Annotated in this window: 13 protein-coding genes; 4 read left to right on the plus strand and 9 right to left on the minus strand. The window is 65.6% G+C overall.

Annotated elements, in window-relative coordinates; translation table 11 throughout:
* Window positions 1-166: 166 nt before the first annotated feature.
* From KF785_16225 to KF785_16250, 6 genes are all read right to left on the minus strand, one after another.
* Entirely contained in the window at window positions 167-1,501 is a 1,335-nt protein-coding gene (locus KF785_16225; GenBank protein ID MBX3148312.1) for a hypothetical protein, read from the minus strand.
* A 15-nt stretch (window positions 1,502-1,516) separates the two neighbouring features.
* On the minus strand, window positions 1,517-2,890 hold the full coding sequence (locus KF785_16230) for a sigma-54-dependent Fis family transcriptional regulator (protein MBX3148313.1): 1,374 nt from the start codon (window positions 2,888-2,890) through the stop codon (window positions 1,517-1,519).
* Window positions 2,887-3,564 carry an ABC transporter ATP-binding protein gene (locus KF785_16235; protein ID MBX3148314.1) on the minus strand — a complete coding sequence of 226 codons (678 nt, stop codon included), beginning with the start codon at window positions 3,562-3,564 and terminating at the stop codon, window positions 2,887-2,889. The genes KF785_16230 and KF785_16235 overlap by 4 nt, the downstream gene beginning before the upstream one ends.
* Window positions 3,565-3,639: 75 nt before the next feature.
* Complete coding sequence (locus KF785_16240) at window positions 3,640-4,344, minus strand: ABC transporter ATP-binding protein (protein ID MBX3148315.1); 705 nt, start codon at window positions 4,342-4,344, stop codon at window positions 3,640-3,642.
* A gap of 36 nt (window positions 4,345-4,380) precedes the next feature.
* A complete protein-coding gene (locus KF785_16245; protein MBX3148316.1) occupies window positions 4,381-5,628 on the minus strand; it encodes an HlyD family efflux transporter periplasmic adaptor subunit in 1,248 nt (415 codons plus the stop codon).
* 222 nt (window positions 5,629-5,850) lie between these two features.
* Window positions 5,851-7,413: a M20/M25/M40 family metallo-hydrolase gene (locus tag KF785_16250; protein MBX3148317.1), complete on the minus strand. Its 1,563-nt coding sequence runs from the start codon at window positions 7,411-7,413 to the stop codon at window positions 5,851-5,853.
* A 140-nt stretch (window positions 7,414-7,553) separates the two neighbouring features.
* Between KF785_16250 and KF785_16255 the strand changes: the two genes are divergently transcribed.
* Both KF785_16255 and KF785_16260 read left to right on the plus strand, forming a co-directional pair.
* Window positions 7,554-8,591 carry a PAS domain-containing protein gene (locus KF785_16255; GenBank protein MBX3148318.1) on the plus strand — a complete coding sequence of 346 codons (1,038 nt, stop codon included), beginning with the start codon at window positions 7,554-7,556 and terminating at the stop codon, window positions 8,589-8,591.
* Window positions 8,588-9,250, plus strand: coding sequence for a response regulator transcription factor (locus KF785_16260; protein MBX3148319.1), 663 nt, complete (start codon window positions 8,588-8,590; stop codon window positions 9,248-9,250). Before KF785_16255 ends, KF785_16260 begins: the two co-directional genes overlap by 4 nt.
* On the opposite strand, the gene fadJ is transcribed toward KF785_16260, so the two are convergent.
* Genes fadJ through KF785_16275 form a run of 3 tightly spaced genes read right to left on the minus strand, consistent with a single transcriptional unit; the run spans window position 9,238 to window position 13,199 of the window.
* Entirely contained in the window at window positions 9,238-11,373 is a 2,136-nt protein-coding gene (fadJ, locus tag KF785_16265) for a fatty acid oxidation complex subunit alpha FadJ (GenBank protein MBX3148320.1), read from the minus strand. The two genes, KF785_16260 and fadJ, sit on opposite strands and share 13 nt — an antisense overlap.
* Window positions 11,374-11,376: 3 nt before the next feature.
* Window positions 11,377-12,660: an acetyl-CoA C-acyltransferase gene (locus tag KF785_16270; protein ID MBX3148321.1), complete on the minus strand. Its 1,284-nt coding sequence runs from the start codon at window positions 12,658-12,660 to the stop codon at window positions 11,377-11,379.
* A gap of 2 nt (window positions 12,661-12,662) precedes the next feature.
* Window positions 12,663-13,199 (minus strand): class I SAM-dependent methyltransferase, encoded by a 537-nt coding sequence (locus KF785_16275; GenBank protein ID MBX3148322.1) that lies wholly within the window; start codon window positions 13,197-13,199, stop codon window positions 12,663-12,665.
* Window positions 13,200-13,226: 27 nt separating this feature from the next.
* Here KF785_16275 and KF785_16280 point away from each other — a divergent pair, with 27 nt between their 5' ends.
* Together KF785_16280 and KF785_16285 are read left to right on the plus strand one after the other, a co-directional pair.
* Entirely contained in the window at window positions 13,227-14,900 is a 1,674-nt protein-coding gene (locus tag KF785_16280; protein ID MBX3148323.1) for a glycerol-3-phosphate dehydrogenase/oxidase, read from the plus strand.
* A 278-nt stretch (window positions 14,901-15,178) separates the two neighbouring features.
* Entirely contained in the window at window positions 15,179-18,817 is a 3,639-nt protein-coding gene (locus KF785_16285; GenBank protein ID MBX3148324.1) for a multifunctional oxoglutarate decarboxylase/oxoglutarate dehydrogenase thiamine pyrophosphate-binding subunit/dihydrolipoyllysine-residue succinyltransferase subunit, read from the plus strand.
* Window positions 18,818-18,885 lie beyond the last annotated feature (68 nt).

Genomic DNA, 18,885 nt, shown 5'->3' on the forward strand with positions numbered 1-18,885 from the left:
CCCAAACGCGGCGGCCCGGTCATGCTTCGCCATGTACCCGCCGAGGGTGATTACCGGATCCATATCCCCCGAGCCCTAACCTTGTAAAGCATTAATACACAATGATTTAGCGATTCATTCATCGCCCGGCACAAGCTTCCAACCTACCGCACTGATCGGGATCCGGCTAGCTGTCCGTGGGCGGGCGTTTCGGCAGCGCGATCCGGGCCTCGGCGCCGGGGCGATCACTCCGATTGGCCAGGGTCAGGTGACCGCCATGGGCCTCGATCACCTGACGCGAGAACACCAGTCCGACCCCGGTCCCACTCGGCTTTGTGGTATAGAACGGCACGAACAGGTTCGTGGTCGACGCCATTCCCGGCCCTTCGTCGCGGACCACCAGCTCGAACCAGGCGCCGTTCTCGGTCCAGGTCACTTCGACGCCGCCATCCGGCCCGACCGCCTCGACGGCATTCTTGACCAGGTTGATCAGCACCTGGTCGAGCTGGTCGCCGTCGGCAACGATCGTCACATCAGGTCCCGGAATGATGCGGACCTGTCGATGCTGCTCGAGCAGCACCACCCGGTTGACCCAGTCCAGGACGCGCATCGGCCGAGGCGTCGGCGGGGGGAGCTTGGCCAGCCGGGCATACGAGCCCATGAACCGATTGAGAGAATCGGATCGGGCCGCAACCACCTCGAGGCCGCGCCGCAGGTCCTCTTCGTAGTCGGCCGGTCTCGGGTCGCGATCGAGCATTTGCGTCAGCGTGCCCGCGACCGACTTGATGGGCGCAAGCGAGTTGTTGATCTCGTGACTCAAGACGCGGACCAGACGCTGCCAGACCTGCCGTTCCTCGGAGCGCAGCACCCGGCTCAGGTCGGTGAGTACCACCAGTTCCAGCGGGAGGCCTCCCTGCCGGAAACTTCGGCGCCTGAGCTCCCACCGTCCACCGCCGGCGCCACCGACTTCGAGGGGAACGATGCGGGGGGTCTCGCCGGTCAGGCAGGCATCGAGTCCCAGATAACCTGCGCTGCGACCCAGCAGTCGCTCGATCGGCTGCCCCAGAAGTCGTTCGCCCGACTTATTGGCCACCCGGAGCATCCCGTCGGGATCAAAGGCAAAGACGGCGACGTCGATCTCCTCCATCAACCGCTTGAGCAACACGTCCGCCTCCAGCGCACCAAGCCTCTGTTCCTTGAGGGATTGCCCCAGCGCATTGAGCTCGCGCCGCACCGCGCCGAGCACGTCGTCGCCCTCTTCTTCCCGGGCGCGAATCGTAAAGTGCCCTTCCCTGAGGCCAGCCAGAATGTTCGCAATGACTTGGAGGGGTCGAACGAAGCGCAGCTGCGCGGTACGAGCGGCCAGCAGCCAGAGACCGACGAGGCCGCCAAGAATCGTCCAGCGGGCCAGGCCATCCATCGGCGCGCGCCAGAGCAGGATCACCGCAACGATCAGAGCCGGCGCGCCCGCCGCCAGCGCCCAGAGCAGTATTCGCTGGTCGGGAGCGAGGCGGAGCTTCATCTGTGGCCGCAGGCGTCAGGAGGGGGACAAGCCAAAACGCTGTAACCGACGGTAGAGCGCCGATCGACTGACACCGAGGGACTTGGCGGCGAGGCTGACATTGCCGTCGAACCTGGCCAGGGCCTGCTTGATCGCATCCCGCTCGAGGTCGTCGAGACTTTGTGGCTCATCGATTCCCGCCGAGCGCTCGCCCCGGCGCGGAAGGCCGAGATCCCAGACCTCGATCCGCTCGCCCTGCGAGAGAAGGACCGCGCGCTCGATGGCGTGATCGAGTTCACGAATGTTGCCTGGCCAATCGTAGCTCAGCAGGGCCTGCATTGCGTCGTCCGAGAACCCGGTTCTCGGCCGCTGGTACCGCTGACCGTAGCGGCTCAGAAAATGGGCGGCCAGGGCCCGGATATCCTCACGGCGCTCCCGCAAGCCGGGCAGCTTGATCTCGATGGTATTGAGCCGGAACAGCAGATCTTCGCGGAAGCGGCCTGCGGCCACCTCGGCCTGCAGATTCGCGTTGGTCGCGGCCAGCACCCGGACATCGACCCTGCGGGTGACGGAGGAGCCGACCCGTTCGAGTTCACCGGTCTGCAGCACGCGCAGCAGGCGGGCTTGTTGGGCCATGCCGATGTTGGCAATCTCGTCCAGAAAGAGGGTGCCGCCGCTGGCCATCTCAAAGCGGCCGATTCGATCGGTCTTTGCGTCGGTAAAGGCCCCTTTGACATGCCCGAAGAGCTCGCTCTCGAACACCCCTTCCGGCAAGCCACCGGCGTTGACGATGACCAGCGGTTTGTCGGCGCGACGGGAGGCCGCGTGAATCCAGCGGGCCACCACTTCCTTCCCGGTGCCATGCTCCCCGGTGATCAGGATGTTGGCGTCGCTCGGCGCGATCCGCTCCATCACCTGCAGAATCGGACGCATCACGGCCGACTCGGCGATCAGTTCCGGCAGCCCGTCGTTGCGCAGCAGCCGGTTCTCCTGTTCGAGTCGAGTGGCCGCCCGCAGGGCGCGAGCGAGTTCGATCTGAGTTCGCAGGGTGGTCAGCAACCGGGCGTTGTCCCATGGCTTTTCGATGAAGTCACGGGCGCCGACCCGCATGGCTTCGACGGCTTTGTCGACGCTGCCCCAGGCGGTCATCACGATGACGGGCAGGGTTGGGTCGTGGGCGCGGATCCGCGACAGCAGATCGAGTCCTTCGCGGCCGGACGTCGTGTCGCGAGTGTAGTTGAGATCGATCAGCGCGGCATCGACGACACTCCGCTCGAGGATGGCCATCACACCTTCCGGCACGTGCGCCGTTTGGACCAGAAAGCCCTCGGCCTTGAGCAGCAGGCGGAGGGCCTCCAGCACGTCCGGCTGGTCGTCGGCAAGCAGGACGACCGGCGGGCCATCCTTCATCGCACCCGTTCCTCGCCGACGACCCAACCGTCTTTGAGCTGGACGATCCGGTTGCCGTACTGGGCGTTTTCGAGCGAGTGGGTCACCTGAATGATCGTGGTTCCCTCGCTGTTGAGCCGCGTGAACAGCTCCATGATCTCGCGCGCCTGGTCGGAATGGAGGTTACCAGTCGGCTCGTCGGCGAGGATCAGCTTGGGCTTGGCGACGACGGCGCGGGCCACGCCGACGAGCTGCTGCTGGCCGCCCGAGAGCTGGCTTGGGAAGAGATCCTTCTTGCCGACGATCTGAAAGCGGTCGAGGATGTCTGCCACCATGGCCTGGCGCTCGGCGCGACCGTAGTCGCGGTAGGTGAGCGGCGTCTCGATGTTTTCGTAGACGGTCAGGCTGTCGATCAGGTGGTACTGCTGAAAGACGAAGCCGATGTACTGTTTGTTGAGCTCAGCCCGGTGCTTTGGCTTGATGGTGTGGACGGCATGGTCGAGAAAGAAAAAGTCGCCGCTCCAGTTGGCGTCCAGCATGCCCAGGATACCGAGCAGGGTCGACTTCCCGGCCCCGGACGGGCCCATCACGGTGACGAACTCACCGGCCCGGATGTCCAGGTTCACTTGCCGGAGAACGTAGGTCCGGGTCGGGCCGGTCTGGAAGAACTTCTCGATATTTGCGAGCTGAATCATGACGGAATGATACGTGGTTGGAAGAGGCCGCGCCCGCCGCCCCGCTAACCGGAGCGGCAAGCACGGCAGACGTGGCTACGCCTTGGCCAGTTCCTCTTCCTCGACCACCTTGCCGTCGAACAGATGAATCTCGCGGTCGGCCCACTTCGAGTAGCGGGCGTCGTGGGTCACCATGCAGATCGTGGCCCCGCCCTGGTGCAGCTCGCGGAGCAGCTCCATGACCGCCTCGCCGTTCTGCGAGTCGAGGTTACCGGTCGGCTCATCGGCGAGCAGGATGGCCGGGTCGCCGGCTACGGCGCGGGCGACCGCGACGCGCTGCTGCTGACCACCCGACAGCTGCGAAGGGTAGTGCTTCATCCGATGTGCCATCCCGACCCGCTCGAGCGCTGCCACGACGCGCTGATGGCGCTCGGCCGACGGCATGCCGCGGTAGGTGAGCGGCAGTTCGACGTTCTCGTAGACCGTGAGATCGCCGATCAGGTTGAAGGCCTGGAAGATGAAGCCGATCTGCCGGTTGCGGACCCGGGCCCGCTCCGAGGGCGTCAGGCTTTCCACCGAGTGCCCGGCCAGGGTGTACTTGCCCCCGGTCGGGGTGTCGAGCAGGCCCAGGAGCGACAGCAGCGTGGTTTTGCCGCAGCCGGACGGGCCCGAGATCGACACGAACTCACCCTTCTCGATGCCGAGATGAATATCGGCGAGCGCGTGGGTCTCGAGTTCGTCCGTCAAAAACACCTTCTTGATGCCTTCGAGCTTGATCAGCGTCTCACCAGGTCCGGTCATTGGGGCTGCCAGGTTAGGGTGACAGATTCGTTGAAGTTACTTGATACGGACGCGGTCGACGTTGTCCCACTGGGACATGTCCGACATGATGATGACATCACCCGGATTGAGACCCTCCAGGATCTCGACCCGGCTCACCGACGTCCGGCCAAAACGCACCTGGACCCGCTCCGCGTGGGTCTTGTTATCGACCAGGCGGAACACGGTGCCAAGGCTGTTTGCCTGCGCCACGGTCGGGCGCCCGACGTGCATCACGTTGTCCAGCCGCTCCAGCTCGATCACGCCGTCGACGCTCAGGTCCGGACGCGAGCCGGCGGGCAGGTCGCCGTCCATGATCACATCGACCGTGACCGTGCCGTTAATCGAGGCCGGATCAATACGTATGATCCTTCCCGGGGCGATTCCGTTGCGTGTGTCGATCATTGCCTTCTGCCCCATTGCCAGGTCGCGGGCCTGGGTTTCCGGAATCCGGAGCACGGCTTTGAGCCGGATGGGGGTCGGGACGACCTTGGCCAGGGTTGCACCGGGGAGGGCATACTGGCCGACCTGGAACGGCACCTCCTGGAGGATGCCCTTGGCGCCGGCTTTGACCGTCATCGAGCCGGCGAGCCCATGTTGAAACTTGGCAATCGACCGGAGGCGCTCGACCTGCTCCTCCTGCACCTTGATCTGGTCGGCGATCGTGTTCGAAAGGATCGCCAGACGCTGGTTCTCGAGCTCGAGGCGCTCGATCAGAGATGCCGATCGATCCTGAGCCTGCTGCTGGTCCAGCGGCACGATCAGGTTTCGTTTCAACAGTTCGGCTCCCGCCTCGGCACGCCGTTTGGCGTCGGCAGACTCCTGGCGCATCTGGGCCACCAGCGAGGCCTGGTTGAGCCGATTGTTCTCCAGGTTGGTCTTGAGCTGCACCAGCGCCGCCTCGGCATCGGTCAGTTGCCGGTCGGCGTTGAGCGTCTGAATCTGAACGTCGGGATTGACCAGCTCCATCAGAACCGTGCCCGGCTCGACCTCGACCCCGGCCAGGTGATGGATCTTCTCGATCCGACCTGCGGTAACGGCCGTAATCCAGCGAATGTCCTCGGGTACGAGGGTGCCTGGCCCGCGAACCTCTCGGACCATCTGCCCCTGCACCACGGAATCGAAATAGATCGTGCCAGCGTCGACCGATGGGGCCGCCGGCTTCAGGTTCGCCAGGGCCACCGAAACGGCCACGACGCTGGCGACGCCGACGATACCAAGGATGATCCGCTTCTTGTCACGCGGCTTGTCTCGGACGATATCCACGGTAATGCGCTCCAGAATCAGGGACGGTGCTCCCCAGGCTTAAAGGAACTTCCGTGCCGCCAGAGCCTATGACCTAGGCCATTGATCTGCAAGAACTTACCCATTCAACCAGGAGTCATGGCCGAGAGGCGGGTGTTCGTTCGTGGGACCGAGATGGCGGGGATGGGACGGCGGCCGACCGGACCTGGATCCAGTTCGGCCGCTATTCGGGGCGGTGGTCGGCTACCGGGTCGACTGGGTCGAATTGCGCGTTGCGGGTACGCAGGCCGGCCACGTCCCGGTTCCGCCCCCGGGCCCGACCGGCATGATTCGCTGCTGGCGCGGAACGGTCCGGGTATCCTCAGCGGCCAGGTATGTGAGGATGGCGGTCAGCACCGCATTGTTCCGAATCTCGTCCGGAATGACCTTGTCGTAGGTGTCACGGTTGGTGTGCCAGGTGTACGTCCCATACTCCCAGTTGAGCGAGCCAAGGCTGAAGCCGGGTGCCGAGTGGCAGAGGAAGGAGGCGTGGTCTGAGCCGCCCCCGGCCGGGGTTCCGGGAAACTGAAAGGTGATATGCTGCGAAATCTCGTTGGGAACTTTGCTGAGCCATTCTGCCAGGAACGGGGCTGCGCCGATGAGACCGCCTGCTGACATGTTCACGATCCGTCCGGTCCCATTATCCTGATTGAAGAGGGCCTGGAGGCCGGCGACCACCTTGGGATTGTCTTCCACGAAGGCGCGGGATCCATTGAGCCCCTGTTCTTCGCCGTTCCAGTGACCGACCAGGATGGTCCGTTTCGGATTCGGGTACACCTGGCGGAGGATCCGAATGGCCTCGAGCATGACGACAGTGCCGGTGGCGTTGTCGGTGGCTCCGCTGGCGGCGTCCCACGAGTCGAAGTGAGCTGACAACATCACGTACTCGTCAGGCCGCTCGGAGCCCCGGATCTCGGCAATCGTGTTGAAGACCGGGACCTCACCCTGGAATTCGGCATCGGCAAACGCGCGGACGACCGGCCCCTGGTTCTTTTCCGTGAGTCGGTACACGAGGCCGTAATCCTCGCAGCTCAGGTCCATCGAGGGAATGTCCCGGGTCCGGGACTGAAAGATCTTGGTCACTCCCCATCCCTGCGACCAGAGCGAGGTCAGCACACCAAGCGCCCCGGCTCGTTCCAGCGCGACTGGCAGATCGCGGTTCGACAACCCGGTCCGTCGCAGCCGCTCGGCCCAATCATCGCGGGCCGCGTTCCGTTCGCGCGCCATGGTCTCGAGGGTCTGCGGCAAGGCAAACTCTCGATAGCTGGCATCGGGACGGCAGGTCGGCATCGGCTGCGAGATCAGCACGAACTTGCCCCGCGCATTTGGCAGCCAGGCCTGGAAGGCGGCCGAGTCCTGCACCAGAGGCAGGATCACGGTCGACCCCTCGACCGGCTTGCCCTTGGTACCACCGCTCCAGGCCAGCATCGTCGCTTCGAGCGAACGGACCCGCGGTTTGACCAGATCCAGGTGCGACACGCCGCGACGCCACCCGAGCCAAGTGCCGTATCGCTGGTTTTGCGCCGTCACACCGTATCGGGCGTAGGTTCGCACTAGCCATTCCTGCCCTGCCGCGGTGCCGGGACTTCCCGTCAGGCGAGGCCCGATCGAATCGGTCAGCACCTGAATCAGGTCCATGGCCTGGGAACGGTTCATGCCCTCGTCCCAGATTCGCTGAATCACGGGGTCGGCTGTGGGAAAGGACTGGGCATGAACGGCTCCAGCGAAGCTGGCGATCAGACTGGTAAGCAGGACAGAGCGGCGCATCGGCATCGACTCCAGATCTGAGACGGGCACAGCGAGCTGCGCCCCGAGGATGAACTGGCGGATACTAGACACCGGGGCGGGATACCGTCAACTTGCGCAACCGACACTGCGCATCGCTTCTCCTTCGCGAGGGCCCTTCGGTGCCGATGCAATCGCGAGACGCCACCCCGTTCCCGACCGACGCGATCTGGCACGCCCTGGTCACCGGCACGAACTACTATGTCGCCTTGCTCGACCTGACCGGCACCGTTCGGTACACCAGCTGGGCCGGCGGCGGTGACCGCACCGGTTCCAATGTCGGCCAATCGGTGGATGAGCTGATGCCGGGGCTTGCTCCGGCCGTCATGGAAGCGATTCGCGCGGCTACCGAAACCGTCGGCAGGGTCGAACGCGACGTGCCAATGCCGGTCGACAACGTGTCCCGCTGGTTTCGCGCCTCGATCAGCGCCATCCGCGGTCCCTCGGGCGCACCGACGGGCGTGCTGGTGATCGGCCACGACGTAACCGGGACGAAGCAGTCAGCGGTCGAGCTGCGGATGAGCGTCAACGCGCTCCACCGCCTGCTCGAGGCGCGCGAGCAGCTCTCGGCCGACATGCACGACGGCATTCTGCAATCGCTCTACGGCCTTGGCCTCCGACTCTCGGCAGCCCGGGCCACGCTCAACACCGATCCCTCGGCCACCGGTCTGCATCTCGACCAGGCCGTGGCCCAGGTCAGCGATGCGATGGCCGAAGTCAGGCGCGTCATCCGCGATGAAGGGGCGCCCGGGTCGATGGGCCTCCAATGGAAGGATACGCTCGCTGGCGTGCTGCGGGGACTCGAGCAGGTCGATGGCCCCGGCCTCAGCATCGACATTCCTCCGCAGGTGGCCGACCGGATCCCCGAACAGCACCGCCGCGAGATCGTCTACTTTGCGCGGGAAGCGGTCAGCAACGCGATGCGACACTCCAATGCAAGCCGCGTCGCGGTGCGTCTGTTCGACGATCACGACGGTTTGTGCCTCGAGATCGAGGACGACGGACAGGGCATTTCGCCCGAGCGATCGGCCCAGGGCTTCGGACTCCTCAGCATGACGCGACGGGCAGCGCAGATGGGCGCCAGACTGACCCTCATGTCTGCACCGGGAGAAGGAACTCGGGTACGACTCGATCTTCCGATTCAAGGAGCCGCGACGTGAGGATTCGTGTCCTGCTGGTCGACGACAGCGAGGTGGTTCGCGTCGGGCTTGCCGCCGTTCTGGGCCAGGACCCCGGTATCGAGATCGTCGGGATGGGGGCGACGTCGTACGAGGCCGTTGCACAGGCTCAGGCCCTGGAGCCTGACGTCGCGCTACTGGATGTCCGCCTGCCCGATGAAGGCGGCATCGAGGCCGGCCGGCGGATTCTGGAACTGCTGCCGGACACCCGGGTCGTCTTCCTGAGCGCGTTTGCGGACGACGAGCTGGTCCGCGCGGCAATCGTGATCGGTGCACACGGATATCTGCTCAAGGAAGTCGATGTGCCCTCCCTGATCGACTCGATCAAACGGGTAGCTGGCGGCGAGCGGCTGCTCGACGCAGGGTTGCGAAGCAATATGCTGGAATGGGTGATGCAGAACGTGCCGGCCGGCACGGCCCTCGAGGCGCCCCCTTTGAGTGACAAGCAGCAGCAGATCGTCGCTTTGGTTGCTGCCGGCATGACCAACAACGAGATCGCCGCCGCGCTCGACCTGTCACCGAAAACCGTGAAGAACTACCTGCACCGCATCTTCGAGAAACTGGGAATTCAGCGTCGATCTCAGGCAGCCGCGCACCATGCCCGATTGAGCGGCCCGAGCACGATCAGTCAGTCGGGATAGTACCGGGCGCCGGCGCGCGCGAGTGCGACCAGCGTGTCGGCTGGCGTGAAGCGGGGCCCGTGCCGCGAGGCGAGCCCTTCGAGGGTCTCGACAACCTGAGCAGGACCGATCGCATCGATGGTGCGGAGCGGGCCACCGAGAAACGGCGGGTAACCGATCCCGAAGATGGCGCCGATGTCGCCGTCGCGGGGCGAGCGCACCACGCCCTCACCGAAGGCACGCCCGGCCTCGTTGAGCAGGGGATACACCAGACGGCGTCGGATCTCCTCTTCGTCGACCGAGGCGAGTGGTGTGACGCCCAGCAACCGGTACATCTCGCTGTCGGGATCGGATTTCTTGCCGTCGTCATAACGATAGAAGCCCTTGCCTGCCTTGCGACCCAGGCGCTTGGCATCGACCATCCGTCCGATGGCAGCAGCCGGCGCGAGCCGATCACCGAATGCCTCGCGCATCACGACCCCGCCCTTGGCAGCTACGTCGATACCGACCTCATCGAGCAGAGCCACCGGCCCGACCGGGAATCCGTACTGCACCATGATCCGATCGATCGTCTCGACCGGAACGCCTTCCATCACCAGGTGCCCAGCTTCGACGAAGTAGGGTGACAGAATCCGGTTGACCCAGAATCCCGGGGTATCGGCGACCACGATGACCGTCTTGCCCATCTTCTTGCCGAAGCGAACTGCCGTGGCAATCGTCTCCGGGCTGGTGCGCTCGGTCGGGATGACCTCAAGCAGCGGCATGCGATCGACCGGCGAGAAGAAATGCATCCCCACCACGTTCTCGGGCCGCTCGGCGTGTTCCGCAATTCGAGCAATCGGAATGGTCGACGTGTTGCTGGCGAAGATCGCGTGCCGCGGCAGCACCGGTTCGAGGTCGGCCAGGACCGCTCGTTTGACGTTCAGGTCCTCGAAGACGGCCTCGATGACCAGGTCACACGCCTCGAAGCCGCGATTGTCGACCCCGCCCGAGACGAGCGCGGCGAGACGCTCGAACTCATACCGGGAAATCCGCTTTCGTTCGAGCTGACGGCGCGGGATACCGAGCGCCGCGCTGATTCCTTTGCCGACCCGGGCCAGCTCTGCGTCCTTGAGTCGAACGTCGACCTTGGCAGTGACGATGGCCGTGCCGGCAATGCCGGCCCCCATAAAGCCCGAACCGATCACACCCAATCGGCGAACCTCCCGCGGCGACGCGGAACCGGGCGGAACGCCGTCGTCCTTTTTGAGGGCCGTCGTTGCAAAGAAGATGCGCACCAACTCGCGCGACACCGGCGTGACCGCCAGCCGGCCGAACTCCCGGGCCTCGAGCGGATACCCGACGCTCGGCCCCTGCTCCACGGCAGCTCTGACGACATCGAGGGCTGCCAGCGGAGCCGGATAATGCCCTTTGGTCCGCGACATCACCTGCTTCCGCGCGGTTCGATACACCAGCCGCCGTCCCAGCGCGGTTCGGTCGAGAATCGCGGCTGCCAGTCCTTTCCCTCCCGGTACCCGCTTCGGTCGAGTGCCGCGCGCCAGGCGATCCGCAGCCGCGACCGCCGTGTCGAGCAGGATACTTTCGGGCACCAGCTCGTCGATCAACCCCAGGCGGAGCGCTTTGGGCGCACGCTCGCTCTTGCCCGCCAGGATGATGTCCAGAGCCGCCCGGACGCCGATCAACTTCGGCAGGCGATTCGAGCCGCCGCTGCCGGGGAGTATGCCCAGCTGCACCTCAGGCAAGCCAAGCTGAGTCTTGGGATGATCGGTGGCGATACGATAGCTGGTGGCGAGCGCCAGTTCGAGACCGAGGCCCAGGCAGGCACCGTGAATGGCGGTGACGATCGGCTTGGGAAATCGCTCCACCTTGTCGAGGAAGGCGTGGCCTGCCCGGCTGGCTGCCTCGGCGTCTGCGGCGGACGAAAAGGCCACGAACTGGTTGATGTCCGCACCGGCAATGAAGCTGTCGGGCTTGCCCGAACGGATCACGACGGCGCGAACAGAGGAGTCCTGGCCGAGTCGTTCCAGAGCGCCCCAGAGCTCGTCGGTGTGCGAGAGATTGAAGGTGTTGACCGGCTCGCCGGGCACGTCGAGGGTCACGACGGCGACGCTGTGCTCTGCCAGAGTCGTGGTGAGAATCGCCATTCGCTACCTCCGCTCCAGCACCATGGCAAACCCCATCCCGCCCTGCGCACAAATCGAAATCAGGCCGAACTGAACATCCCGGCGGACCATCTCGTTTGCCAGGGAGGTCGCGATCCTGGCCCCGGTTGCTCCGAAGGGATGGCCGATGGCAATCGAGCCGCCCATCACGTTGGTTCGGTCCCAGTCGACGTCCCCCACCGGCGCCGACCGACCGGCCCGTTCGGCCCAGGCCTTCGAACCCCAGGCGCGCACGTTGGACAATACCTGCGCGGCAAACGCCTCGTGGATCTCGACCAGGCCCATATCCGCCAGGGACAATCCGGCCCGATCGAGCGCCGTCGGCACCGCAAAGAGCGGTCCCATCAAGAGTTGCCAGCCCGGATCGACCGCTGCAACCGCATAACTCCGGATCGACACCAGCGAGCGGTACCCGAGGGCCAGCGCCTTGGCCCGCTCCATTACCAGCACGGCTGCGGCTCCGTCCGTGAGCGGGGAGGCGTTGCCCGCGGTGACCGAGCCATAGCGCCGATCGAAGACCGGCTTGAGCGCAGCAAGCGCTTCCAGACTGGCGTCGGCTCGGATCCCGTTGTCGCTCGTCACGACCTCGTCCATCCCTTTGCCACCAAACCACGGGGCGATCTCCGCGGCAAGCCGCCCATCGGCCGTTGCGGCGGCGGCGCGCTGGTGACTCATCAGCGCCAGGGCATCCTGGTCGGCCCGCGAAATCCCGTTTTCCTTGGCCATCTTCTCGGCCGATTGCCCCATCGACTCGCCGGTCGACGGCTCGGCAATGGCCGGAGATACCGGTACCAAGTCCCGCGGTCGGACCTTGGCGAAGGTGCCGAGCCGGGCCCCCAGGGTCTTGGCTTTGCTGGCGTCGACCAGTAGGCGGCTCATGCGCTTCGAGTGGAGAATCGGCACGTCCGAGAGCGACTCGACGCCACCGGCAATGACTGCATCCGCATGACCGAGAACGATTTGGTCATGAGCCGACGCAATGGCTTGCGCCGATGAGGCACAGGCCCGATTGAGAGAATAGGCCGGAATGGTTCGCGGCAGCTGCGGAAGCAGGCTGACCTCACGCGCGACGTTGGGCGCCAGCACGCTCTGCACCACCTGGCCGAAGATGACTTCGTCCACGTCGCGGCCGTCGACCCCGCTCCGGTAGATCAGCTCCCGGGCGGCGTGCCGCGCCATTGCGACGCCGCTGGCATCGCGCAGCTGAGTCCCGGCGCGGGCGAAGGGGGTCCTGACCCCGGCAACGATCACCGCTTCGCGCGCTGCCATGGTTACTTTGTTCGCTGGGCGAGAATACTCGACACCGCCGCCCACTGCGCGTTGTCGGCGGGCTCGAACACTTCGCGCCCGTGCACCAGGGTCAGCGGGGCGATGAGCGCCGCAGCCTCGCCATATTTGAGCAGGTGGGCATCGCTGGTCGGCCCCCAGCCGAGCTGACGCTGCACCTCGAGGAAGGTTTCGAAGAGAAGATAGCCGCCGGGCTTGAGCAATCGGGCCACGGCAGGCATCCGGGCCCGATCGAGGTAGTTGAACACCAGCACAACATCGAATTGGCCCAGGTCAGGCCATGGGCCCTCGAGGTCCGCCTGAACCCACTCGACGATCAGCTTCCGCCGTTCGGATTCGGCCCGGCCCTCCGCAAGTCGGCCCGCATCACGATCGACGGCAACCACAGTGGCGCCGAGGGCGGCCGCAGCCAAGGCGTGACGACCCGGACCTGAGGCGAGGTCCAGAACCCGGACACCAGGTCGAAACAGTCCGGCATTTGCCGTGAACCAAAAGCTCGGACGCTGCTCAAAACCGAGCACAGAGGTGCTTGAGTCGATGGACAGAGGATGAACCCTTCCGCTCGTGCAACGATCTGGGATCTCTCGGCTCGCCGATTCGACCTGTTGGTCGTGGGCGGCGGCGCGACGGGCGCCGGCATTGCCCGCGAGGCAGCGCTTCGCGGGCTTTCGGTGGCAGTGGTCGAGCGGGGCGACATTGCCGCCGGAACGAGTTCCCGATCGAGCCGCCTGATCCACGGCGGGCTTCGGTACCTCGAGCACCGGCAGTGGTCCCTGGTTCGAGAATCGCTCACCGAACGCGGGGTTCTGCTCCGAATCGCCCCCCACCTGGTCCGACCCCTGGGCTTCCTGTTTCCCAACTTCGACACCGACCGGGTGCCCCGGTGGAAGCTCGAGCTCGGCCTGACAGTCTATGACATCCTGGCGCTGGGCGGAAATGTGCGCCGGCATCGGGCCTTGAGCAAGCGAGCGGTGCTCGACCAGGAGCCATTGCTGCGTGAGCGGGGGCTCCGGGGAGGGGCCCTGTACTGGGATGCCCAGTGCGATGATGCCCGGCTGACCCTTGCCACCCTGCAGTCAGCGGCCCAACACGGGGCTCTCGTCGCCAACTACACCTGTGTTACCGCCCTGGAGTTCGACCAGGGGCGGGTTGCCGGGGCGATCATCGAAGACCAGCTGACGGGTGCCCAGGGCACCGTCCGCGCGACCGTGACCGTCAACGCCACCGGACCCTGGACCGATCACCTCCGCCACCTTGAGGACCCGACGCAACCCGCGCTGCTGCGTGCCAGCCGGGGCGCGCATGTGATGGTTCCGCGGTCCCGGATCGGTCATCACCATGCCATCACGTTTCTGAGCCCGGTCGATGGCCGGGTGATGTTCGTGCTGCCGTGGGGCGACCGGTCCTATATCGGCACGACAGACACCGATTCGACCGAGCATCCGGACGATACGGTCGCCACCGAAACCGACATGCTGTACTTGCTTCGATCGGCCAATGCACTGTTTCCGGGTGCGCGGCTCGGCCTCGAAGACATCTCCCTCTCTTGGGCCGGGCTCAGGCCTTTGATCCGATCGGACCAACTTTCCCCCTCCGCGCGTTCCCGAGAGCATCTGATCGAAAGTGGTTCACGCGGCCTGGTCACCATTACCGGGGGCAAGCTCACCACCTATCGCCGGATGGCCATCGACCTGGTCGAGACTGTTGCTCCGCAGCTCGGCACTGGGCGGATCGTGCCGACCGACCCGATGAAAACTCGAAGCGCCAGGGAGACCCTCCCGGGGGGCTCTGCCTACCGCGCGGAGGCGTACCGAGCCGAAGGCGCCTCCCTCGGGCTCACGGAACCGACCGTGGCGCATCTGATCGGCCAGTATGGCTCCGACCTGCCGCTGATCACCGACCTGGTCCGGGAGCGGCCCGAGCTTGCCGCACCGGTCCACCCGCCACACGGCGCCATCGGTGCCCAGGTCGTCCATGCGGTCCGCCGGGAGTTCGCCCGCCGCCTCGATGACGTGCTCTTCCGGCGCCTGTCGATCGGCTCGGAGACACCCGATGCTGGAGCAGGAGCGGCCGAGCCGGTTGCCACGCTGATGGGGCTCGAACTGGGGTGGGACGAGACGCGACGACAGGAGGAGATTCAGCGTTATCTGCAGCTCGCTCGTGCGATTCCCCGTGGCACCGAACACGGCGGGGAGTATGCATCCGGCTCGGCGGCACCGTGATCGCGAGCGCCAGCCGAGCCAGGCCCAGACTGATCGACCGGACCGCTCGGAATCCGGAGTGATCGCTGTCACGACATTCCTGGCCGACGCAGGTTATTATTCAACGTCATTACGACCGGTCCCTGCATGGGCGGGGGTGCGACACGCACACCTCGCGGCGTTGCCACGTCCGCGAGGTCCGAGGCCCGCTGATCGCGGGAGTGACGCGGAATCGGGGGGCACCCCGGTCCTGACGCTGGAGGAGACCCCGTTTTTCGGGGATGAGAGATCACGACATCATGGCCGAACGGTTCGTCGACCCTAACGTATTCGAGACTGCAAACGCCGGCTTCGCGCAGGCGATCTACGAGGAGTACCTCAAGAACCCGGCGGGCGTAGCGCCCGAGTGGCGGGTTCTTTTCGAAAACGGGCGCGTCGGTGAGCAGCCGCCCGTCGCCGCCGTCAATGGAGCCAAGCCCGCATCCGACGCTCCTGCTGCGCAGTCGACGGCCCCGAACAACGCCCAAATCATCAAAGGCCCGGCGGCCCGCCTCGTCGCCAACATGAACGAGAGCCTCACGGTTCCGACGGCGACGACGTTCCGGGAAATTTCGGTGCGTGCCCTGGAGCAGAACCGGACGGCCCTGAATAACGAGCTCAAGGCGGCCGGCCGCGATATCAAGATCTCCTTCACGCATCTGATCGGGTATGCCCTGGTGCGGGCGGCAGCGACGCATCCGGTGATGACCCATACCTTCGCTTCGGTCGATGGCGCGCCGCATCGGATCGATCCGGCCGGGGTCAACCTGGGCATCGCGGTCGATGCGCAGCGAAAGGACGGCAGCCGCGGACTGGTGGTGCCGGTCATCAAACATGCCGAGCAGGCCGACTTTGCCGGCTTCCACTCGGCCTACGAAGCGCTGGTCGAAAAGGCACGCACCAGCAAGCTGATGCCGGACGACTTCGCCGGCGCGACGATGTCGCTCACCAACCCCGGCGGTATCGGGACGGTGGCCTCGGTGCCGCGACTGATGGCGGGCCAGGGCAGCATCATTGCGGTCGGCGCCATCGGGTACCCGCCCGAGTACAGCAACCTCTCGGCCGAGGCAATCAAGGCGCTGGGCGTGTCGAAGGTGATGATGATCACCAGCACCTACGACCATCGCATCATCCAGGGCGCCGAGTCCGGCGAGTTCCTGCGCACGATGGAGCAGCTGCTGCAGGGCAACGACGGCTTCTACCAGGCCGTGGCCGCATCGCTCGGTGTGCAGCTCGGCGCGGTCCCGGTCGTCGAATCCGCAACCTCGGCACCACCTTCACCGGTGGCTCGCACCGGGCGGCCGAGCGCTGCTTATGGTGCTGCCGCGACCCTGGACGACCTGGAAGCAGTGTCCGCCGCCATGAGCCTGCTAAAGGGCTTCCGGACTCACGGTCATCTGGCGGCTCGGCTCGACCCACTGAGCGGCACTCCCATCGGCGATTCGGCGATGGATCCGACCTCGCTCGGACTCGATGAAGCGCGGATGGCACGGATCCCGTCGAGCATACTTCGCACCGCCGTACCTGGCGCGACGCTGGCGGAGGCGCTGCCGAATCTGCACGCGACCTACTGCGGTACCCTTGCCTATGAGGTGGAGCACCTGGCGAGCCACGACCAGCGGGTCTGGCTCCGGCAGCAGATCGAATCGGGCTCCCACCGGACCCCACTCGACCGGGACGCCAAGCTGGCCCTGCTCGATCGCCTGATTCAGGTCGAGACTTTCGAGCGCTTCCTGCACAAAGCCTACCTTGGCCAGAAGCGGTTCTCGATCGAGGGTGTCGACCTGCTGGTCCCGATGCTCGACACCGTCATCGAGATGGCGGCCGAGCAGGGGGCGCGGGACGTTGGGCTCGGCATGGCCCATCGCGGCCGCCTCAACGTGCTGGTGCACACGCTGGGTCGTCCCTATGTCACGGTCTTCGCGCAGTTCGAAGGCCAGAAGCCCGGCAAGGAAGGCGAGGACATCGGGACTGGCGACGTCAAGTACCATCATGGTGCCGAGGGCGCGTTCGTCACCAAAACGGGACGGTCGATTGCCGTCTCGCTGGCTCACAATCCGAGCCACCTCGAGTTCGTCGGTCCGGTGGTCGACGGCCAGGCCCGCGCCAAGCAGACGCAGCGAAAGAGCGGTGCCGGCTATCATGACCCGACGGCCGCATTGCCGGTCGTGATTCATGGCGACGCCGCCTTTGCCGGACAAGGCGTGGTGCAGGAGACGCTCAATCTCGGCGTGCTGCGCGGCTATGCGACGGGTGGTACCATTCACATCATCGCGAACAACCAGGTCGGCTTTACCACCGACGCGCTCGATTCGCGGTCGACCCAGCACGCCAGCGATCTGGCCAAGGGCTTCGACATTCCGATCATCCACGTCAACGCCGACGATGCGGAGGCCTGCCTGGCTGCCGTGCGTCTCGCCATGATGTATCGGGAACGCTTCCGCGAGGATGTCGTGATCGACCTGGTCGGCTATCGCCGGCATGGGCACAACGAGGGTGACGAGCCAGGTTACACCCAGCCGACCATGTACGAGCGGATCAAGAATCATCCGACCGCTCGGGCCCGGTATGCCTCACAGCTGGTGAGCGACGGCACCATCTCCGCCGACGACGCCGAGCGGCGTTACGAGGCCTCATACCAGCACCTGGTCGACCTGCAGCAGGGATTCAAAGCCTCGCAGGCCCAGCCCGCGCCGACCGAGCCGGCGCCCGCCAAGATCACCCGTGAGGAACCGGTGACTGCGGTGGCTGCGGATACGTTGATTGCGCTCAACGACCAGCTGCTCAGCTATCCTGAAGGTTTCACGGTGCACCCGAAGCTGGTCCGGCAGCTCGAGCGTCGTCGCACCACTATGGGCGCCGATGGCGGCATCGACTGGGGCCACGCTGAGGCGCTGGCCTTCGCGTCGCTGGTTAGTGAGGGAGTGCCGATTCGGCTGACCGGTCAGGATACCGAGCGCGGCACCTTCAGCCATCGCCATCTCGTGTTGCACGATGCCGTCAACGGCGCCAGGACCTGTCCGATGCAGCGGTTGCCGGGCGCGATGGCCTCCTTCGAGGTCCATAACAGCCCCCTTTCGGAGCTGGCGACGCTGGGCTTCGAGTACGGCTACAGCATCGCGGCCCGCGAGTCGCTGGTGGTGTGGGAAGCCCAATTTGGCGACTTCATCAACGGCGCCCAGGTCATTGTCGATCAGTTCATGGCGGCAGGCCTGTCGAAGTGGGGTGTCACCTCGCGGCTGACGCTGTTGTTGCCGCACGGATACGAAGGCCAGGGCCCCGAGCACTCGAGCGCCCGGATGGAGCGCTTCCTCCAGCTGGCGGCCGAGGGCAATATCCGGCTCCGCAACTGCACCACGTCGGCGCAGTACTTCCACGCACTGCGCCAGCAGGCCCGCCGCAATCGGCAGCGGCCGATGGTGATCTTTACGCCCAAGAGCCTGCTGCGTCTGCCTCAGGCGTCGTCGACGTTGCGTGACCTCGCGGAGGGCAGGTTCCACCCGGTCCTCAACGATCCAACCGCACAGCAGCAGGCCGAGGCGGTCTCGCGTGTGGTGCTGTGCTCTGGCAAGGTCTACTACGATCTGCTGACGGCGGCGGAGAAGGCGGGGGGCGCGCGTCCGGCGCTGGTTCGGCTGGAACAGCTCTACACCTTCCCGGAACCGGAGATCAGCGAGGTACTGGCCTCCTATCCCAGCGCGACCGAACTGGTCTGGTGCCAGGAAGAGCCGCGCAACATGGGGGCCTGGACCTTCGTCGAGCCCCGGCTGCGCAGGCTACTGCCCGAACGGATGACGCTTCGATATGTTGGTCGGCCGGATCGGGCCAGCCCGGCCGAGGGCTATACCTACGCTCATACGATCGAGCAGGAACGGATCGTCGGAGAAGCCCTGAGCTGAACTACTCCCGCGGGGGGCCACTGGCCCCCCGCGTTTCTTGCTACCCTGCAGTCCCAGATCGATCGCCC

It is taken from the genome of Gemmatimonadales bacterium (genome assembly GCA_019637315.1).
Taxonomy (GTDB): Bacteria; Gemmatimonadota; Gemmatimonadetes; order Gemmatimonadales; family GWC2-71-9; genus SHZU01.

Excerpts from the sequence above, each read along its gene's own strand:
- fadJ (MBX3148320.1), bottom strand. The coding sequence starts at position 11,373 with ATGGCGATTCTCACCACGACTCTGGCAGAGCACAGCGTCGCCGTCGTG.
- KF785_16225 (MBX3148312.1), bottom strand. The coding sequence starts at position 1,501 with ATGAAGCTCCGCCTCGCTCCCGACCAGCGAATACTGCTCTGGGCGCTG.
- KF785_16250 (MBX3148317.1), bottom strand. The coding sequence starts at position 7,413 with ATGCGCCGCTCTGTCCTGCTTACCAGTCTGATCGCCAGCTTCGCTGGA.
- KF785_16280 (MBX3148323.1), top strand. The coding sequence starts at position 13,227 with ATGAACCCTTCCGCTCGTGCAACGATCTGGGATCTCTCGGCTCGCCGA.
- KF785_16285 (MBX3148324.1), top strand. The coding sequence starts at position 15,179 with ATGGCCGAACGGTTCGTCGACCCTAACGTATTCGAGACTGCAAACGCC.
- KF785_16240 (MBX3148315.1), bottom strand. The coding sequence starts at position 4,344 with ATGACCGGACCTGGTGAGACGCTGATCAAGCTCGAAGGCATCAAGAAG.
- KF785_16270 (MBX3148321.1), bottom strand. The coding sequence starts at position 12,660 with ATGGCAGCGCGCGAAGCGGTGATCGTTGCCGGGGTCAGGACCCCCTTC.
- KF785_16230 (MBX3148313.1), bottom strand. The coding sequence starts at position 2,890 with ATGAAGGATGGCCCGCCGGTCGTCCTGCTTGCCGACGACCAGCCGGAC.
- KF785_16235 (MBX3148314.1), bottom strand. The coding sequence starts at position 3,564 with ATGATTCAGCTCGCAAATATCGAGAAGTTCTTCCAGACCGGCCCGACC.